The sequence below is a fragment of the Streptomyces sp. NPDC048523 genome, assembly GCF_043199815.1.
Classification (GTDB): domain Bacteria; phylum Actinomycetota; class Actinomycetes; order Streptomycetales; family Streptomycetaceae; genus Streptomyces.
Genome location: NZ_JBICWQ010000004.1, coordinates 213,995 through 231,966 on the forward strand (window position 1 = coordinate 213,995; position 17,972 = coordinate 231,966).

The window sequence follows — 17,972 nt, forward strand, 5'->3', positions numbered from 1 at the left end:
CAGTGCCCTGCATCACATTCGCGCGGTGGTGTTGTCAACCCCCCTATGCGCCCGGTGCTGGCCCCCGTCCCTGCACGGGGGGTCGCCGCATGGTCTCGACAGGCCATCGGCTCGTACGTTTCCTCAGGTCAGCGCGTTTCCTGAGAGAGCCGGAGTCCGGACATGCCCCAGAGCGCCACAACCGTCGCACCCCACCCGCGCGGTACGTCCGGCTCCTCGCCCGGCCAAAGCGAGTTCTCACCCCTCCTGCGCGCGGTGAAGAGCCAGGGCCTCCTGGACCGCCGCCCCGACTGGTACGTCCGGGCCATCGCCGTCAACGCGCTCGCCCTCGCCGGCCTCGTCACGGCCGTAGCCCTGTCCGGCGACTCCTGGCGAACTCTGCTGCTGGCGCCGCTTCTCGCCGTGTTCTGCGCCCGCACCGCCTTCATAGGGCACGACGCGGGCCACGCGCAGATCACCGGCGACAAGGCGACCGGCAGCCTCATCGGTCTGATCCACGGCAACCTGCTGCTCGGGATGAGCTACTCCTGGTGGAACCACAAACACAACCGCCACCACGCCAACCCCAACCACATCGACAAGGATCCCGATGTCGCCGCCGACATCCTCGTCTTCACCGGTGAACAGGCGACGGTACGCACCGGCTTCAGGCGCCGGCTCACCCGCCACCAGGCCTGGCTGTTCTTCCCGCTCACCCTCCTCGAAGGCATCGCCCTGAAAATCCAGGGATTCCGGGCCCTGCGCCGACAGGCGCCGGGGGAGCGTGCCGTCGAGGGTGCTCTCCTGGTGAGCCACGTCGCCGCCTACGCCACGCTGCTGCTGACCGTCATGTCTCCCGGAAAGGCGCTCGCCTTCGCGGCGATCCACCAGGCGCTGTTCGGCCTGCACCTCGGAATGGCCTTCGCCCCCAACCACAAGGGCATGGAGATGCCGGACCCGGACGGCGAGTCCTGGGGTCACCTGCGCCGCCAGGTGCTCACCTCCCGCAACATCCGCGGCGGCACCCTCACCGACTGGTTCCTCGGCGGCCTCAACTACCAGATCGAGCACCACCTCTTCCCCAGCATGCCCCGGCCGCATCTGCGCCTCGCGCAGCCGCTGGTGCGCGCCCACTGCAGGGATCTGGGTATCCCTTACACGGAGACCGGGCTCGTCGACTCCTACCGACAGGCCCTGGGCCACATGCACAAGGTGGGCGAGCCGCTGCGGGCGGACCGCTAGGAGGCGCGCATCCGGGGCGTCTCAGGGGGAGTTCTCAGGGATGTCTCAGGGGCGCGGTGCGGAACTGCAGGAAGCACGGACCCGTTCTTCTGGACAGAGAGCGGCAACCGCCGCGAAGGAGGCGACGCACATGTCGAAGAAGGCGAAGATCGCCGCTGGGGGAGTGGCGGTCGGGCTGCTCCTGCTGATCTGGCTGCCGTGGTGGGCCGCGTTCCTGATCATCGTGGGAGTCCCGGCCGCCGCGTACCTCACCCTGGACCCCTCACAGCGGCGCAGGCTGCGGCGCGTGACCCGCAAGGAACTCGGCCGCTGACGCACCCGCCCGCACCGGCCGGGATCCGACAGACCCGGACGGTGCGGCGTGGCGGCTCAGCTGGGACGTACGGCCATCTTGTCGAGCGCTTCCAGCAGTCCCGGCAGCTCCGGGCCCCGGCCCACCGGCAGGACCTCTCCGGGCTCGTCGTCGAGCAGCACGAACGCGATGTCGTCGGTCCTGGCCACCAGTGACCAGCCGGGACCGTCGGCGCGCAGCATCCGCGCGTGGCCCGAGGCGAAGGACGACCGCACCCGCCCGAGCGGCGGCGGCGAATCCACGTAGGCGCGAGCCTCCGCGAGGACACGCCGGACGCCGCTGTGGCCCTTGGGGCCTTCCTTCTCGGCCACATCCGAGGCCGCGTGTCCCGCGGCACTGGCTCCCGCAGCACTGTCGCGCGCGGCCGCACCGTTCGTGGCCTGGTCCTGTGAGACATCGCGGGACAAGGCGTCGCCGCCCGTGGTCACGCGATCCGCGATCTCGCCGTCCACGGTCCGACCGACCATGGCCTGGTCGCCCCCCGCCGACCCGCCGTTCGGCCTCGCGAAGCTCGCGTCGTCGATCTGGCCCCGCCACATCGCCCACCTGAGCGCGATCTCATCGGCACCCAGACGCCGCTGCGCGGATCCCCACGTCGACGTGTCCGGCGGCGTCAGCGGCGGGCCGTCGCCGGCCTCGGGATCGGGGTCGTGCGGCGCAGGCACACCGGGCGCGGCGACGGCGACCGCGAGCGGCCAACCGGGCAGGGCGGCCACGACCGAGCGCTCGTCGGGCGACAGGTCGTACTCCATGCCGCAGTCCCAGGACGCGATGGCGACGGCGACCAGCGAGACGTCGTCGATGACGACCGTCCACCGGGCGCCACTGCCGTCCTGGCCCATGACCAGGCCGTACCCGTCGGCCAGCGGCGCCAGACCGAGCGCCGCGCAGGCCTCCGGATAATCGTCGCCCAGCACGCTCGGGAACTTCGCCGGCGTCAACAGCACCGCCGTCAGCACATAGAGCGCGTCGTCCGCGGCGGCGACGGCGTCCTCGTCCGTCCCGGCCATCCCAGCCTCCCCATCGGTTCGTCCAACGGCGCGCACCTTAGTGTGCGCGGAAGGCGCTTGTCACGACTCACAAGAACACCCGGAGCTGCAGTTTTCCGGCTGGACGGGGGCGAATCGACCCTCACTTGCCGACCGCTCAGGCCGCCGGCAGTCCGAGGAGCGCACGGGCCACCGTACCCGGCGACTCGTCGCGCTCCCGCGCGAGGGCGATGACGGCCCGGCACGCGAGCTCGTTGACCCCGAACGACAGGGCTTCCGGCGAGACCCAGGCCGAAGCCTCGTCGATACGGTCCTGATCGTCCTCCGCGCAGGCCGAGACGTACGCGGCGGCGGCCTCGAAGAGATTGTGCGTGCCGGCCTGCCGACCGGTGGGCGCCTCGATGCGCAACGAATTGACGAACCCGGCGCTGTACCTGCGGATCCTGGCCCACATGCCGACCACCTTCCCCCTGCGTGACGTGATCCCGTCGAACGTTCATCTTCTGCTCCTCAACGTAGAGTCGGAGCTTTGGCCGCAGAAGAGGGCCGGAGTTCCCGTGTCGCTCAGAAGGGCCGGAAAACGGTCAACCAGGTGGGCGGGACGAGATACTTGTGTCTTCTCGCGAACGGCGACCAGGGGGAGTGATCGGTGAATTCTGCCGGAGAGACGGGCGGTCGGGGAGAAGGCGGCGGCAGGGGCGGACGGCACGCCGTCGTCGTCGGCGGGAGCCTCGCAGGGCTTTTCGCGGCGCACGTCCTGGCCGGGCACGCAGACCGGGTGACCATCCTCGAGCGCGACCGGTTCCCGGAGGGCGCGAGGCCGCGGCCCGGCGTGCCGCAGGGCCGTCACCCGCATGTTCTGCTCCAGGGCGGACAGACGGCCCTGGAGTCACTGCTGCCGGGGTACGTGGCGGAGCTGCGGGAGGCGGGAGCGCCTCGGGTGGGCATGCCGGCCGACATGGTGCTGTGGCAGAGCGGCCGCTGGTTCAGGCGCGTGCTCGCGACGACACACATCCACACCGGCTCCCGCGCGCAGCTCGAGGAACTGGTGCGGCGGCGGGTTCTCGCCAACCCGGTGATCAGCGTGCGGGAGGGCACCGACGTCATCGGGTTCCTCGGCGACGCCACGCGCGTGCGGGGCGTGCTGGTGCGGGACCGCTCCGGCGACACCCGCGCGGAGCCCCGTCCCCTGGAGGCCGACCTGGTCGTCGACGCCTCCGGCAGCGGCACGAAGGCCCCGCAGTGGCTCGCGGCGATCGGCGCCGAGCGCCCGCGCGAGGAGACCATCGACACCGGACTCGCCTACGCCTCCCGCGTCTACCGCGGCACGAACGGCGCACTCGACGGCGAGACCCGCGGCTACTACGTGTATCCCGATCCCGAACAGGTGCACGCCGGTGGCGCACTGCCCCTGGAGGACGGCAGCCACCTGGTGATCGTCTCGGGGCTGCGCGGCAACGAACCACCCACCGGCGACGACGAGTTCGTGACGTACGCCAAGAGGTTGCCGCATCCGCTCCTGCACCGGTGGCTGGAGGAGGCCGAGCCGCTCTCCCCGCCGTTCGGCTTCCGCCGGACCTCGAACATCCGCCGACGCTACGACCTTCCCGGCCATCCGGCGGGCTTTCTCGCCACCGGCGACGCCCTGTGCACCTTCAACCCGATCTACGGGCAGGGCATGGCCGTAGCCGCCATGAGCGCGGTCGCCCTGCGTGACGTGCTGGCCGACCGGCGCCGGACGCCCACCACGCGGCGCGTGCAGCAAGCGCTCCTCGCGGCGTCCCGGCTCGCGTGGGACATCTCCGCCGGCGCGGACCGCAAGATGCCGGGCGCGGTCGGCACCGCGATCGACGGCGGCCCCGGGGACCGGCTCGCGGGGTGGTACCTGAGCCGCGTCCAGGAGCGCGCCCCCGGCGACCCGGTGGTGGGGCGGGCCTTCCGCGCCGTCGTGACCCTCTCCGAACCCGTCACCGCCCTGTTCGCCCCGCCCGTGGCCAGGGCCGTCCTCTTCGGCCCACCTGCGCCGACCCCGACCGAGCCGCCCGAGACGCCGGAGGAGACCGGGTCGTCCCGGGCGTAGTGCTCGGCACACGCGGACGAAAGACGCTGGAGACGGCCGGCGTGCGTGTGGTGACTGTCCCCGGCGCCGGGCACAACGTCATGTTCGACAACCCCGACGCCTTCGTCGCGGCGGTCGCCGGGACGACGTGAACGCGTTCAGTCCTCGTGGACGGCCAGGGCCAGGAAGCGGGAGTCCTCGTCGACGTACGACGTCATGCGCCATCCGGAACCGGCAAGCAGAGGACGAAGGTTGGGCTCCGCGCGCAGGTCCTCAGGGGTGATCCGCCGCCCCTGGCGCGCGGCCAGCGCCGCCCTGCCGATCGGGTGGAACAGGGCCAGGACGCCACCGGGCCGTACCACCCGGGCCAACTCGCGCAGATTGTCGGCAGGCCGGGGCAGATGGGAGATCAGTCCCGCTCCGAAGACGGCGTCGAGCGAGCCGGAGCGGAGCGGCAGGGCGGCCACGTCGGCGAGCAGCAGCTGTCCGTCCCCGTCCCTGCCGGCCCGTACGGCGGCTTCCAGCATGGCCGGGGTCAGATCGGCCCCCACGACCACTCCCGAGCGCCCCACGGCCGTACGCAGGGGCGGCAGGGCCCGTCCGGTGCCGCAGCCGGCGTCGAGCACGCGGTCGCCCTCGCGCAGACCGAGTTCCGTGACCGCGGCGGCGTAGGCCGGACCGTCGTCCGGGAACCGGCTGTCCCAGTCGGCGGCACGGGGCGAGAAGAAGTCCTGAACGTGTGTGTGGTCGTCGCTCATGCTCCGCATGGTCCCTCACCGACAGGGATGAAGGCGCGGTGCACACGTTCGAACGTGACGCGATCGTTCAGACGCATCTTGCGCCAGATTGCAACACCTTTCGAAATGCGCCCTCTTTGTGCGCCCCTGCCCCGGCTAGCGTCCCTTGGCCATGGGACACCTGGACCACGCAGCCCTGGGCTGGCTGACGCCCACGCTTTCGTACGTCATGGCCTGTATCGGCGCCGCGCTCGGCCTGCGCTGCACCATGCGTGCCCTCGGAGCCACCGGACGTTCGCGCCGCAACTGGCTCGTCACCGCGGCCTCGGCCATCGCGACCGGCATCTGGACCATGCACTTCGTGGCCATGCTCGGCTTCAGCGTCAGCGGCACCGACATCCGCTACGACGTACCACGGACCATTGCGAGCCTCCTGGTCGCGATGGTCGTCGTCTCCGCCGGCGTCTTCGCGGTCGGCTACAGCCATGACCGGGTCCGCGCGCTCTTCCTGGGCGGACTCACCACCGGCCTGGGCGTGGCGAGCATGCACTACCTGGGCATGGCCGCCGTGCGGCTGCACGGCAGCGTCCAGTACGACCCTGTCCTCGTCGGACTCTCCGTCCTCATCGCCGTCGTCGCGGCGACGGCGGCCCTGTGGGCGGCGCTCAACATCAAGTCGCCCGTCGCCGTCACCATCGCCTCCCTGATCATGGGCGCAGCGGTCAGCAGCATGCACTACACCGGGATGTTCGCGGTGAGCGTGCGGGTCTCGCCCTCCGGCGGCGTCCTGCCCGGGGCGACGGCGATGCAGTTCATCTTCCCGCTCGCCGTCGGACTCGGCTCCTACCTGTTCCTGACCTCGGCCTTCGTCGCGCTGTCTCCCACGACAGGAGAGCGCGAGGCAACCGCCTCGGCCCAGCGCACGGTCGAGAGCGTCACCTCCTAGCGGCGGACCCGGGCCCCGGACGGCCCGACGACACGCCCCCCGAACCACTCCCGAGCGAGGAGGCCATGCGTACATCGCGTAGGACCCCCAGAGCCGGCGCCGAGTCGCCGCACCAGACACCCGCGCGCGGGCGTCGCGCACATGCCGGACCACCGGCCGACGAAAGCCCGGACGACCCCGTGGGTCCTCCGGCCGAGGACATACCCGTGCACGCGGGACCCTGGCGGATACGCCCCCGCACGGTCCGCGCCAAGATCGTCTGCCTGCTCATGGTGCCCGTCGTCTCACTGCTCGCGCTGTGGGCGTACGCCACCGTCAGCACCGCCCAGGACGTGTCCCGGCTGCGGCAGTTGCAACGCGTGGACGACGCCGTCCGCTCGCCCGTCGCCGACACCGTGACCGCGCTCCAGACGGAGCGTGCCGCCGCCGTCCGTTACGCGACCGATCCGTCCGCCGCGCAGAGCGACGACCTCCGCAAGCTCGCCGAGCGCACCGACCAGGCCGTGGCACGACTGCGGCTCGGCGACGACAACACCGTCGCCGACGGCGAGGAGCTCCCCGCCGGTGTCGCCCAGCGCCTCGAAGCCTTCGTGACCGGCGCGGAAGGGCTGCGCTCCGTGCGCGCCGCCGTGCTGGACCGCAGCGCCGGGTGGGACGAGACGTACGGCCGCTACACCAGGACCATCGCCGGCGCCTTCGCGGTGGGCGGTGCCCTCACCGGCATCCAGGACGCCGAGCTCGGCTCCGACGCGCGCGTGCTGCTCGAGTTCTCCCGCGCGGGCGAGTCACTGGCCCAGGAGGACGTCGTACTGTCGAGCGCGCGGCTGGCGGGCGTCCTCGCCGGAGAACGGCTGCGGCTGTTCACCGGGGCCGTCGACACCCGCCGGACCCTCACCGAGGCGGCCGTGACCGACCTGCGCGGCTCCGACCGCGCCGCCTGGCAGAAGATCGCCGGCAGCGGCGCCTACGCCACCGTGACCGCCGCAGAGGACCGGATACTGGCCGCCGCTCCCGGCGTCCGCGCCGTCGAGTCGACGCCGGAGGCCACCTGGCGGGCAGGGCACACGCGTGTGCAGGACGGCATGCGGGCCGTCGAAGAGGCGGCGGGCAGCGGGGTCGCCCACCGTGCCGACCCGTTCACCCGGGGTCTGCTCACCCCGGCCGGGGCCGCGGTGCTGCTCGGCCTGATCGCCGTCGCCGCGTCGCTCGTCATCTCCGTGCGCATCGGTCGCGGCCTCGTCGTCGAGCTCGTGAGCCTGCGCAACAGCGCCCTGGAGATCGCCCGCCGCAAACTCCCGGAGGCCATGGAGCGGCTGCGCGCAGGCGACGAGATCGACATCCGGTCCGAGGCCCCACCCGGACCGCCCGCGGAGGACGAGGCCGGCCAGGTCGCCGAGGCCCTGAACACCGTGCACCGCGCCGCGCTGCGGGCCGCGGTGGAGCGCGCCGAACTCGCCAGCGGCATCTCCGGGGTATTCGTCAACCTCGCCCGCCGCAGCCAGATCCTCGTCCACCGCCAGCTCAGCCTGCTCGACAGCATGGAACGCCGCTCCGACGACCCCAACGAACTGAGCGACCTCTTCCGGCTCGACCACCTCACCACCCGCATGCGCCGCCACGCGGAGAGCCTGATCATCCTCTCCGGAGCGGCACCCGGCCGCGCCTGGCGCATGCCGGTCTCACTGACCAACGTGGTCCGCGCGGCCGTCTCCGAGGTCGAGGACTACGCGCGCGTGGAGGTGCGTCAGCTGCCGGACGCCTCCGTCGTCGGCGCGGCGGTCGCCGACCTCACGCACCTGCTGGCCGAGATCATCGAGAACGCCGCCCAGTTCTCACCGCCCCACACACGCGTGCGTGTCACCGGCGAACCCGTCGGCAACGGTTACGCCGTCGAGGTCGAGGACCGTGGTCTGGGTATGGGCAAGGAGACCCTCGCGGAGGCCAACCGGCGCATCGAACAGTCCGAGGCGCTCGACCTGTTCGACAGCGACCAGCTGGGCCTGTTCGTGGTCAGCAGGCTCGCGGCGCGGCACGGCATCAAGGTGCACCTGCGCACCTCGCCCTACGGCGGCACCACCGCGGTCGTCCTGCTGCCCACGGCGCTGCTGCACATCAAGGCGGCGGAACGTTCCCCCGCCAAGGCCACCGACCGGGAACGGCTCACGGAACGCGAGTACGCGCGCGTGGCCGCCGCCGAACGGGACCAGGAGTCCGTCCCCGCCCCGGCCGAGCGCCCCGCCCTGGTGGCTCCCTTGACAGCCGCCGCCGATCGGGGAACTGCCGAGGCACCGCCCTCCGGCGTCACCGCCCTGCGTCTGCACCGGCCGCCCGACGAACCGGAGGAGTCCGACGACCTTCCCCGCCGGGTACGGCAGGCGAGCCTGGCTCCCCAGTTGCGCGAGCAGCGCTCCGAGGAACCGGCCCCGGCAGCAGACCGCCGGGACGACGAAGGCCGTACACCCGAAACCGTCCGGGACCGGATGGCGGCGTACCGGGACGGCTGGGCGCGCGGCGGCGGCAGGCGGCCCGGGCGCGGTGCCACCCCAGATTCCCCAGCGGGCAGAGACAGCAGCGAAGGAGACCGAGGATGATCCAGGACCCGAACATGAGGGCCGACATGGGGGTCCCCCCGCGCGAGCGCAACCGGGAATGGGGCAGGTCCGGCGAACTCGACTGGCTGCTGGACGACCTGGTGCTGCGCGTGAGCGAGGTACGGCATGCCGTGGTGCTCTCCAACGACGGCCTCGCCGTGGGCTCTTCGACGGACCTGCGCCGTGAGGACGCGGAACACCTCGCCGCGGTCTCCTCCGGTTTCCACAGTCTGGCCAAGGGCGCGGGCCGGCACTTCGGCGCCGGGGGAGTGCGCCAGACCATGGTCGAGATGGACGACGGATTCCTGTTCGTTGCCGCCGCGGGAGACGGCTCCTGTCTCGCCGTTCTCACCGCGGTGACCGCGGACATAGGCCTCGTCGCCTACGAGATGGCACGCCTGGTCAAGCGGGTCGGCGAGCACCTCTACACGCCACCGCGCGTGGGCGCGCGACCGCCCGCCGCCGGATGAGAACGAAGGGCGGTCGGCTCCGATGACGGAGGACATGGCGGGCGTCCCGTTCGAACAGGGCAGCCAGTGGTACGACGGCGAGGCCGGGCCCCTCGTCCGCCCCTACGCGATGACGGGCGGACGCACCAAACCCGGCCCCACCGGGGTGCGCTTCGATCTGATCGCCCTCGTCACCCTCGACGCCGGCGCGCCCGGGGCCGGTGACGACACGGCGCTCGGACCGGAGCACCGGGCCCTGATCGACCTGTGCCGCACGGAGACGCAGTCGGTGGCGGAACTCTCGGCGGGCGCCGACCTGCCCGTTGGCGTGGTCAGGGTGCTCCTGGGGGACCTCCTGGAACTCGGCTGCGTCACCGTCAGTCGTCCGGTGCCGCCCGCGCAGCTGCCCGACGAACGGATTCTGCGCGAGGTGATCGAAGGGCTCCGGGCTCTGTAGATGAACGTTCAGAACCGGGCAATAAGCGGCCCAACCCCTCGAAGGGGAGTCCCAGTTGTCATGATGCTGCCTTCGCGACCGATGCTGCCTTCGCCACCCCGTACCGACGTCACCGCCCGATGCCGGCCCTCCCGAGAGAAGTGATCGATGGTCTCCGAGAACTCCGACGCCCAGGGCGGCGACACGACCGCCCTCGCGCTGAAGATACTGGTCGCCGGCGGGTTCGGCGTGGGCAAGACCACCCTGGTCGGCGCGGTCAGCGAGATCAGGCCGCTGCGCACGGAGGAACTGCTGAGCGAGGCCGGGCAGTTGGTGGACGACACCGATGGCGTGGACCAGAAGGTCACCACCACGGTCGCCATGGACTTCGGGCGGATCACCATCCGCTCCGGCCTGTCGCTCTATCTCTTCGGCACCCCGGGACAGGACCGCTTCTGGTTCCTGTGGGACGAGTTGTCGCAAGGGGCCCTGGGTGCCGTAGTCCTCGCGGACACCCGGCGCCTGGAGGACTGTTTCCCCGCCGTGGACTACTTCGAGCACCGGCACATCCCGTTCGTGGTGGCCGTCAACTGCTTCGCCGGAGCCAGGAGTTACGGCGCCCACGACGTCTCGCGCGCCCTCGACCTCGACCAGGGCACACCTGTGGTGCTGTGCGACGCACGGGACCGAGACTCGGGCAAGGAGGTGCTGATCCGGCTGGTCGAGTACGCCGGGCGGATGCACACCGCCCGGCTCCTCGACTCGGTGGGCTGACCTCGGCCGGAGCCGGCCCACCGGCAGGTCACTCCGCGAGGTCCCTCTCCGCCAGCACCCGGTCGATACTCACACGGACGAGGAGCTCCCCCGGAACGCCGTTGCGGGCACCGAACTCCTCGGCCCGTTCCTCGCCCATGTAGCGCGCCCCGATCCGCCCGGCCCAGTGCCGGACCTCGTCGAGATCCTCCGACAGCCGGGCCCGGCCCTGCAGCACCACATAGGCGAAGGGCGGCCGGTCGTCGTCCACGCACAGGGCGACCCGCCCGTCCCGCGCCAGATTGCGCCCCTTCACCGTCTCCTTTCCGGTGTTGAACACCAGGTCGTCGCCGTCGAGAACGAACCAGATCGGCGCCACATGCGGGCTCCCGTCGGCCCGGACGGTCGACAACTTGCCGGTGCGGGTGCCGTGCGAGACGAACTCCCGCCATTGCTCATCGGTCATCTTCTGTGCCATGTCCCCATTCTCCTTGCCCCGTTGACGGTCGTGGGGAAGGCTTGCTGGGAGATCCTCCGGGCAGGAGGAGACGTCACACGGGGAGACGGGACACATGCCGCAGAAGCAGGGGCTCGGCCGGCTGCTGGACGATCTGACCGAGCGCGTCGACCATGTGCGGCACGCGTTGGTGCTGTCCAACGACGGGCTGGTGACAGGCGCCAGCACCGGACTGCGCCGTGAGGACGCGGACCATCTCGCCGCCGTGTCGTCCGGACTGCACAGCCTGGCCAAGGGCTCCGGGCGCCACTTCGGCGCGGGCAAGGTACGGCAGACGATGATCGAGTTCGACGACGCGGTGCTGTTCGTCACCGCGGCGGGCACCGGCAGCTGTCTGTGCGTGCTCAGCGGCTCCGACGCCGACATCGGCCGGATCGCCTACGAGATGACCCTGCTCGTCAACCGGGTCGGCGAGCACCTCGACGTGGACGCCCGCCGGCCCGAGCGGAGCCCGGCGACAGACCTCTGACCTGGGGTTTTATTCGACCCGCTGGAGTTATCCACAGGCTCGCCACGCATCCCGCCCCACCGGCTACGGTTTCTGTCACGGCGAACGCACACAGCGTGAGCGACGACTCCACGGGGGAGCGACCATGACGAGCAACACCATCACGCCATTCCAGCGCAACGCCTACACCCCCAGCCGCGCCGCGCGGGAACTGGGCCTCAAGCGAAGCGAATTCGACCTTGCCGTACACCTCGGCCAGATCCGGACGGTGCCCGACGAAGGGGGCGGAGGCCGACGCGTCAGCCGGTCCGAGATCGACCGGCTGCGAGCCACGGACGGCTTCCCCGACGCACTGCGTCAACGCGTACGACTCGTGGGCACCACCGAGGGCGCGGAGGCCATGAAGATCTCCGTCGGCAGGTTCACCCGCCTGGCACGCCTCGGCCTGTTCTCGCCGGTGCGCTTCTATCTGAACCGGTATCGGGCCGTCGTGTGGCTGTATCTGGCCGACGAACTGGAGGAGCTCACGGCAGTCGAAGAGAACACCCCGCTGCTGACCGCGCGGCGTCTGCCCGAGGGGTTGCGCGACATGCTGGACGAGGGCGTGGACCTGCGCGCCCGCAACTGGCGCGGACGCCACCGCGGCTTCCTGCTGCGCCTGGCCGAAGACCCCTGGGAGAGCGCCGGAGCCCTCGCCGCGTTCCTCGGCCCCGTCCAAGTCGCGGAGCTCGTCCCGGACCCCTACGAGCGGTCCCACCTGGGCCGCTTCCGGCCGGGACCGCCCGCGCACGGGGCGCAGGGCTCACCCGCCGCCCACCTCAGCGAGAAGATCATGACGGCGGACGACCCGGCCGAGATCGCATGGCTGAGGACCGAGCTGGCCCAAGTCCTGGCCGACGCGCGCCGGTTCCGTCCCGCGCCACGCCCGGCAACCCGGCAGGCACCGCCCACACTGCCCCCGGGGGAGCCGGCGCCGCAGGAACCGTCCCGCGGGCTGCTGGGCTGGCTCCGCCGCAGAAGCGCCTGACCTACGCCTGACCTACGCCTGACCTACAGCGGCCGGAACAGACCCTCCTGGACGACGGACACCAGCAGACGTCCCTCCAGGTCGTAGATCCGGCCACGGGCCAGACCGCGGCCACCCGTGGCGATCGGCGACTCCTGGTCGTACAGGAACCACTCGTCCGTGCGGAACGGCCGGTGGAACCACATGGCGTGGTCCAGCGACGCGATGTCGAAGCTCCGCGGGCCCCACAGGGGCTGGACCGGGAGGCGGACGGCGTCCAGGAGAGTCATGTCGCTCGCGTAGGTCAGCGCGCAGGTGTGCACGACCGGGTCGTCCCCGAGCGGCCCGACCGCACGCATCCACACCGCGCTGCGCGGCTCGGCGTCCTTGACCTCCTCGGCGCTCCACCGCAGCCGGTCCACATACCGGATGTCGAAGGGCTGGCGGCGCGCCATCCGCTCCAACTGCTCGGGCAGTTCGCCCAGATGCTCCCGGATCTCGTCGCCGACCGTCGGCAGGGACTCCGGCGGCGGGACCTTGCGGGCGGGAGGCAGCTGGTGCTCGAAGGGACCTTCCTCAGGCTTGTGAAAGGAGGCGGTGAGATTGAAGATCGTGCGGCCCTGCTGCACCGCGGTGACCCGGCGGGTGGTGAACGACCGCCCGTCGCGCACCCGCTCGACCTGGTACACGATCGGTACGCCGGGCCGGCCCGGGCGCAGGAAGTACGCGTGCAGCGAGTGCACCGGACGCTCGCCGTCCGTGGTGCGTGCGGCGGCGACCAGCGCCTGGCCCGCCACCTGGCCGCCGAAGACCCGCTGGAGGGATTCGTGCGGACTGCGGCCACGGAAGATGTTGACCTCGATCTGCTCCAGGTCGAGCAGGTCGACGAGCCTCTCGGCCGGGTTCGTCATGGGTGGGATTCTCCTGTGTTCACAGCCGGTCCATGGCTCACAGCTGGCCGACGTCGGTGACCCGGACGACCGCACGGCCCTCCGCGTCGGAGGCGGTGAGGTCGATCTCCGCGCTGATGCCCCAGTCGTGGTCGCCGTTCGGGTCGGCGAAGGTCTGCCGGACGCGCCACAGCCGGTTCTGCGGCTCCTCCTCGATCTGCAGCAGCTTGGGGCCGCGGGCGTCGGGGCCGGTGCCGAGGTCGTCGTACTCGTCCCAGTACTTGTCCATCGCCTCGCCCCACCTGTCGGCGTCCCAGCCGGCCTCGCCGTCCATCTCACCGAGCTCTTCGACCTGGTCCAGGGCGGCGAGTTCGACGCGGCGGAACAGGGCGTTGCGGACCAGGACGCGGAAGGCGCGCGCGTTGGCGGTGACGGGCTTGACCTCGTCGGCCTTCTCCTGGGCCTCCTCGGCGGTCATCACCTCCGGGTTGGCGAGCTGCTCCCACTCGTCCAGCAGGCTGGAGTCGACCTGGCGGACCGTCTCGCCGAGCCATTCGATCAGGTCCTGCAGGTCCTCGGACTTGATGTCGTCAGGGATGTTGTGGTCGAGCGCCTTGTAGGCGCTGGCCAGGTAGCGCAGGACGATGCCCTCGGTGCGGGCGAGGTCGTAGAGGGAGACCAACTCCGTGAAGGTCAAAGCCCGTTCGTACATGTCGCGGATGACGGACTTCGGGGAGAGCGGATGGTCGCCGACCCAGGGGTGGCTCTTGCGGTAGGTGTCGTAGGCGTGGAAGAGCAGCTCCTCCAGGGGCTTCGGGTACGTGATGTCCTGGAGGCGTTCCATGCGCTCCTCGTACTCGACACCGTCCGCCTTCATCGCGGCCACAGCCTCGCCCTTGGCCTTGTTCAGCTGGGCCGCGAGGATCTGCCGGGGGTCGTCCAGCGTGGACTCCACGACGGACACCATGTCCAGGGCGTAGGAGGGCGATTCGGGGTCGAGCAGTTCGAACGCGGCGAGCGCGAACGTGGACAGCGGCTGGTTGAGCGCGAAGTCCTGCTGCAGGTCCACGGTGAGGCGGACGATGCGGCCGGAGGCGTCGGGCTCGTCGAGCTTCTCGACGATGCCGCCGTCCAGCAGCGAGCGGTAGATGGCGATCGCCCGCCGGATGTGCTTCAGCTGCTGCTTGCGCGGCTCGTGGTTGTCCTCCAGGAGGTGCCGCATGGCCGCGAAGGCGTTGCCGGGACGGGCGATCACCGAGAGCAGCATCGTGTGCGTGACCCGGAAGCGGGACATCAGCGGCTCCGGATCGGAGGTGATCAGCTTCTCGAAGGTGTTCTCCGTCCAGCCGACGAACCCCTCGGGCGCCTTCTTGCGCACGACCTTGCGGCGCTTCTTCGGGTCGTCGCCCGCCTTGTTGAGCGCCTTCTCGTTCTCGATGACGTGCTCGGGAGCCTGGGCGACGACGAAGCCCGCCGTGTCGTAGCCGGCCCGGCCGGCGCGGCCGGCGATCTGGTGGAACTCGCGGGCGCGCAGGGTGCGGACGCGGTTGCCGTCGTACTTGGTCAGCGCCGTGAACAGCACCGTGCGAATGGGCACGTTGACACCGACGCCGAGGGTGTCCGTCCCGCAGATGACCTTCAGCAGACCGGCCTGCGCGAGTTTCTCCACCAGCCGCCGGTACTTGGGCAGCATGCCGGCGTGATGGACGCCGATGCCGTGCCGGACGTAACGGGAGAGGTTGCGGCCGAACTTGGTGGTGAAGCGGAAGTTGCCGATCAGGTCGGCGATCCGGTCCTTCTCCTCGCGCGTGCACATGTTGATGCTCATCAGCGCCTGCGCCCGCTCCACGGCCTGCGCCTGCGTGAAGTGCACGATGTACACCGGCGCCTGCTTGGTCTCCAGGAGTTCCGTCAGCGTCTCGGTGAGCGGGCTGAACTTGTACTCGTAGGAGAGCGGCACGGGCCGGGTCGCCGAGCGGACCAGCGACGTCGGCCGGCCGGTGCGCCGGGTCAGGTCCTTCTCGAACATCGAGACATCGCCCAGCGTGGCCGACATCAGGACGAACTGCGCCTGGGGCAGCTCCAGGATCGGGATCTGCCAGGCCCAGCCGCGGTCCGCCTCGGCGTAGAAGTGGAACTCGTCCATGACGACCTGGCCGACGTCCGCGTTCTTGCCGTCGCGCAGCGCGATCGACGCGAGCACCTCGGCGGTGCAGCAGATGACGGGAGCGTCGGCGTTGACGGAGGCGTCGCCGGTCAGCATGCCGACGTTCTCCGTGCCGAACATCTTGCACAGCTCGAAGAACTTCTCGGACACGAGCGCCTTGATGGGCGCGGTGTAGAAGGTGACCTCGTCACGGGCGAGGGCGGCGAAGTGCGCACCCGCCGCGATCATGCTCTTGCCCGACCCGGTGGGCGTCGACACGATCACGTTCGCGCCGGAGACCACCTCGATCAGCGCCTCCTCCTGATGGGGGTAGAGCGTCAGACCCCGCTCCTCGGCCCACGACTCGAAGGCTTCGTAGAGGGCGTCGGGGTCGGCGGTCGGCGGCAGCTGATCGATGAGGGTCACCCACCCATCTTGCCTGCCCGGATGCCCGATGGGGGAATCGGATGCGAGGCCGAAGATCACGACCAGTACGCTGTGTCGCCGACGGAGCGTCAGCGCAGCCGGTCAACTGGACAGTGGCACAAGAGGAACGGGGCGATCAACGCCGATGATGGGACCTGCACACTCACTGTCGGGCGCCGCGGCCTGGCTGGGCGTAGGAGCGGCCGCCGCCGCCACGGGGCACACCATGCCGTGGCCCGTGCTGCTGGCCGGAGCCCTGATCTGCGCGGGCGCCGCGCTCGCTCCCGACCTCGACCACAAGGCGGCCACGATCTCGCGGGCCTTCGGGCCGATCTCATGGGCCCTGTGCGAGATCGTCGACAAGCTCTCGTACGCCGTCTACAAGGCCACCAGGAAGCAGGGCGACCCGCGTCGCTCCGGCGGGCACCGCACGCTCACCCACACCTGGCTGTGGGCGGTGCTGATCGGCGCGGGCTGCTCGGTGGCGGCGATCACCGGTGGCCGCTGGGCGGTGCTGGCGATCCTCTTCGTGCACATGGTGCTGGCGATCGAGGGCCTGCTGTGGCGGGCGACCCGCGGCTCCAGCGCGGACGTCCTGGTCTGGCTGCTGGCCGCGGCCAGCGCCTGGATCGTCGCGGGCGTCCTGGACAAGCCGGGCAACGGTTCGGACTGGCTGTTCACGCAGCCGGGCCAGGAGTACCTGTGGCTGGGGCTGCCGGTCGTGCTGGGCGCGCTCGTGCACGACATCGGGGACGCGCTGACGGTCTCCGGCTGCCCGATCCTGTGGCCGATCCCGCTGGGCCGCAAGCGCTGGTACCCGATCGGCCCGCCCAAGGTCATGCGCTTCCGGGCGGGCAGCTGGGTCGAGCTGAAGGTGCTGATGCCGGCGTTCATGCTGCTCGGGGGAGTGGGCTGCGCGGCGGCCCTCAACTTCATCTGACGGGTCGCCGCAGTCCCCTGTCAGCTGCCCTGACCGGTCCCGCCTCCGTAGCGCCGTTCGAAGGCGGCCACGCGTCCCTCCGAGTCCACCGTCCGCGCCTTGCCGGTGTAGAAGGGGTGGCTTTCGGAGGAGATCTCCACGTCCACCACCGGGTAGGTCTCGCCGTCGTCCCACTCGATGGTCTGGTCGCTGGTGGCGGTCGACCTGGTCAGGAAGGCGTAGCCGGCGGAGCGGTCGCGGAAGACGACCTCGTGGTAGTCGGGGTGCTTGTCCTGCTGCATGGCTGCTCCTCGGGAGGCGCGGAATACGGCACTGGCGGTGCGACGGTGGACGGGGTGGGCGGTCCGGAAGCGGCCGGGCGGCCGCAGCGGTCAGCCGGGCAGGTACTCCTCGTCGACGATGTGCATCGCGGCCTCCTCCGCGGACGCGGCGGCACCGTCGATGCCGACGTCCGTGGCGATCAGCGCGCTCTCCTCGTCCTCGTGAGCCCCTTCGTCGGGAGCCACGAGACGGCCGGAACGCAGCGCGCCGACCTCGTTGTCCAGGAGCTCGCCGTCGGTGCCGTCGCAGTCACCGATGCCGTCACCGTCGGCCGGCGCGAGGTCGGGCGTCTCCTCGGCGAGTCGTTGGTCCAGCGTCTCGCCCTGCCGGCGCTCCGCGGCCGTCACACCGCTGTGCTCCACCGCCCACGGTCGCTCCGGCGGGGACCAGCCGCGGTCGAGGGGGTCACCGACTCCGTCGTCCTCCAGGGTGTCCTCCGCGTCGAGCAGACCCGCGTCGTCCTGGATCTCGGAGTCGTCGGGCTGGTAGACGTCGTCTCCCCATCCGTCGGAGCTTTCCACGGGTACCTCCAGGTGAAGGGGGACGGACCCGGTCCTCCCGCGGCCCGGGGCGGACCACGGGCTCACGGGGCACTTGCCGCGCCCGCCGTCGAACCGTGCCGTCCGCGAGCGCTCCCTGAGCCTGTGCTGCTGTCCAGCCTTCCACCCCCATTCGGCACTGCGCAACGCCACGTGGTCGCTGCGCTCGCTGGAGCGGGGGTTGTGCGGGGGGCCGGGGTGTGGGC

The 17,972-nt window shown here is 71.2% G+C and carries 19 protein-coding genes and 1 pseudogene; 12 read left to right on the forward strand and 8 right to left on the reverse strand.

The window, feature by feature from the left end:
* Positions 1-162 precede the first annotated feature (162 nt).
* Together ACGFWE_RS21830 and ACGFWE_RS21835 are read left to right on the forward strand one after the other, a co-directional pair.
* Entirely contained in the window at positions 163-1,221 is a 1,059-nt protein-coding gene (locus ACGFWE_RS21830; RefSeq protein WP_393601052.1) for a fatty acid desaturase family protein, read from the forward strand.
* 130 nt (positions 1,222-1,351) lie between these two features.
* Positions 1,352-1,534: a hypothetical protein gene (locus ACGFWE_RS21835; protein ID WP_352386765.1), complete on the forward strand. Its 183-nt coding sequence runs from the start codon at positions 1,352-1,354 to the stop codon at positions 1,532-1,534.
* A gap of 56 nt (positions 1,535-1,590) precedes the next feature.
* Here the strand turns inward: ACGFWE_RS21835 and ACGFWE_RS21840 are convergent, their stop codons facing one another.
* Positions 1,591-2,583 carry a hypothetical protein gene (locus tag ACGFWE_RS21840; RefSeq protein ID WP_352386764.1) on the reverse strand — a complete coding sequence of 331 codons (993 nt, stop codon included), beginning with the start codon at positions 2,581-2,583 and terminating at the stop codon, positions 1,591-1,593.
* Between the two features lie 136 nt (positions 2,584-2,719).
* On the reverse strand, positions 2,720-3,016 hold the full coding sequence (locus ACGFWE_RS21845; RefSeq protein ID WP_352386762.1) for a hypothetical protein: 297 nt from the start codon (positions 3,014-3,016) through the stop codon (positions 2,720-2,722).
* 195 nt (positions 3,017-3,211) lie between these two features.
* Between ACGFWE_RS21845 and ACGFWE_RS21850 the strand changes: the two genes are divergently transcribed.
* Both ACGFWE_RS21850 and ACGFWE_RS21855 read left to right on the forward strand, forming a co-directional pair.
* Positions 3,212-4,642 carry an FAD-dependent oxidoreductase gene (locus ACGFWE_RS21850; protein ID WP_393601055.1) on the forward strand — a complete coding sequence of 477 codons (1,431 nt, stop codon included), beginning with the start codon at positions 3,212-3,214 and terminating at the stop codon, positions 4,640-4,642.
* 14 nt (positions 4,643-4,656) lie between these two features.
* Positions 4,657-4,773: pseudogene (locus ACGFWE_RS21855) on the forward strand (alpha/beta fold hydrolase); the annotation flags it as partial.
* Between the two features lie 6 nt (positions 4,774-4,779).
* On the opposite strand, the gene ACGFWE_RS21860 reads toward ACGFWE_RS21855, so the two are convergent.
* Positions 4,780-5,379 (reverse strand): class I SAM-dependent methyltransferase, encoded by a 600-nt coding sequence (locus ACGFWE_RS21860; protein ID WP_393601057.1) that lies wholly within the window; start codon positions 5,377-5,379, stop codon positions 4,780-4,782.
* A gap of 151 nt (positions 5,380-5,530) precedes the next feature.
* Between ACGFWE_RS21860 and ACGFWE_RS21865 the strand changes: the two genes are divergently transcribed.
* The 5 genes from ACGFWE_RS21865 (at position 5,531) to ACGFWE_RS21885 (ending at position 10,554) form a co-directional block, all read left to right on the forward strand.
* Entirely contained in the window at positions 5,531-6,304 is a 774-nt protein-coding gene (locus ACGFWE_RS21865; RefSeq protein ID WP_352386757.1) for an MHYT domain-containing protein, read from the forward strand.
* A 65-nt stretch (positions 6,305-6,369) separates the two neighbouring features.
* Positions 6,370-8,895, forward strand: a complete 2,526-nt coding sequence (locus ACGFWE_RS21870) for a nitrate- and nitrite sensing domain-containing protein (RefSeq protein ID WP_393601059.1) — start codon at positions 6,370-6,372, stop codon at positions 8,893-8,895.
* Positions 8,892-9,365 carry a roadblock/LC7 domain-containing protein gene (locus tag ACGFWE_RS21875; protein ID WP_393601061.1) on the forward strand — a complete coding sequence of 158 codons (474 nt, stop codon included), beginning with the start codon at positions 8,892-8,894 and terminating at the stop codon, positions 9,363-9,365. The genes ACGFWE_RS21870 and ACGFWE_RS21875 overlap by 4 nt, the downstream gene beginning before the upstream one ends.
* A gap of 22 nt (positions 9,366-9,387) precedes the next feature.
* A complete protein-coding gene (locus tag ACGFWE_RS21880) occupies positions 9,388-9,801 on the forward strand; it encodes a DUF742 domain-containing protein (protein WP_352386753.1) in 414 nt (137 codons plus the stop codon).
* A 147-nt stretch (positions 9,802-9,948) separates the two neighbouring features.
* The gene (locus tag ACGFWE_RS21885; protein WP_352386751.1) at positions 9,949-10,554 is read left to right on the forward strand and encodes an ATP/GTP-binding protein; all 606 of its coding nucleotides are present in this window, start codon (positions 9,949-9,951) and stop codon (positions 10,552-10,554) included.
* Positions 10,555-10,582: 28 nt separating this feature from the next.
* On the opposite strand, the gene ACGFWE_RS21890 is transcribed toward ACGFWE_RS21885, so the two are convergent.
* Entirely contained in the window at positions 10,583-11,011 is a 429-nt protein-coding gene (locus ACGFWE_RS21890) for a PPOX class F420-dependent oxidoreductase (RefSeq protein ID WP_352386749.1), read from the reverse strand.
* Between the two features lie 94 nt (positions 11,012-11,105).
* Here ACGFWE_RS21890 and ACGFWE_RS21895 point away from each other — a divergent pair, with 94 nt between their 5' ends.
* Both ACGFWE_RS21895 and ACGFWE_RS21900 read left to right on the forward strand, forming a co-directional pair.
* The gene (locus tag ACGFWE_RS21895; protein WP_352386747.1) at positions 11,106-11,519 is read left to right on the forward strand and encodes a roadblock/LC7 domain-containing protein; all 414 of its coding nucleotides are present in this window, start codon (positions 11,106-11,108) and stop codon (positions 11,517-11,519) included.
* 124 nt (positions 11,520-11,643) lie between these two features.
* Entirely contained in the window at positions 11,644-12,525 is an 882-nt protein-coding gene (locus ACGFWE_RS21900) for a DUF6397 family protein (RefSeq protein ID WP_393601064.1), read from the forward strand.
* Between the two features lie 23 nt (positions 12,526-12,548).
* Here ACGFWE_RS21900 and ACGFWE_RS21905 read toward each other — a convergent pair whose 3' ends face one another.
* Complete coding sequence (locus ACGFWE_RS21905; protein WP_352386743.1) at positions 12,549-13,415, reverse strand: acyl-CoA thioesterase II; 867 nt, start codon at positions 13,413-13,415, stop codon at positions 12,549-12,551.
* 37 nt (positions 13,416-13,452) lie between these two features.
* A complete protein-coding gene (locus tag ACGFWE_RS21910; protein ID WP_393601066.1) occupies positions 13,453-15,966 on the reverse strand; it encodes a DEAD/DEAH box helicase in 2,514 nt (837 codons plus the stop codon).
* A 145-nt stretch (positions 15,967-16,111) separates the two neighbouring features.
* Between ACGFWE_RS21910 and ACGFWE_RS21915 the strand changes: the two genes are divergently transcribed.
* Positions 16,112-16,906: a metal-dependent hydrolase gene (locus tag ACGFWE_RS21915; protein ID WP_352386739.1), complete on the forward strand. Its 795-nt coding sequence runs from the start codon at positions 16,112-16,114 to the stop codon at positions 16,904-16,906.
* A gap of 20 nt (positions 16,907-16,926) precedes the next feature.
* Here the strand turns inward: ACGFWE_RS21915 and ACGFWE_RS21920 are convergent, their stop codons facing one another.
* Both ACGFWE_RS21920 and ACGFWE_RS21925 read right to left on the reverse strand, forming a co-directional pair.
* Positions 16,927-17,187 carry a type B 50S ribosomal protein L31 gene (locus ACGFWE_RS21920; protein ID WP_020118411.1) on the reverse strand — a complete coding sequence of 87 codons (261 nt, stop codon included), beginning with the start codon at positions 17,185-17,187 and terminating at the stop codon, positions 16,927-16,929.
* A 90-nt stretch (positions 17,188-17,277) separates the two neighbouring features.
* Positions 17,278-17,748, reverse strand: coding sequence for a DUF5709 domain-containing protein (locus ACGFWE_RS21925; RefSeq protein ID WP_352386737.1), 471 nt, complete (start codon positions 17,746-17,748; stop codon positions 17,278-17,280).
* Between the last annotated feature and the right edge of the window lie 224 nt (positions 17,749-17,972).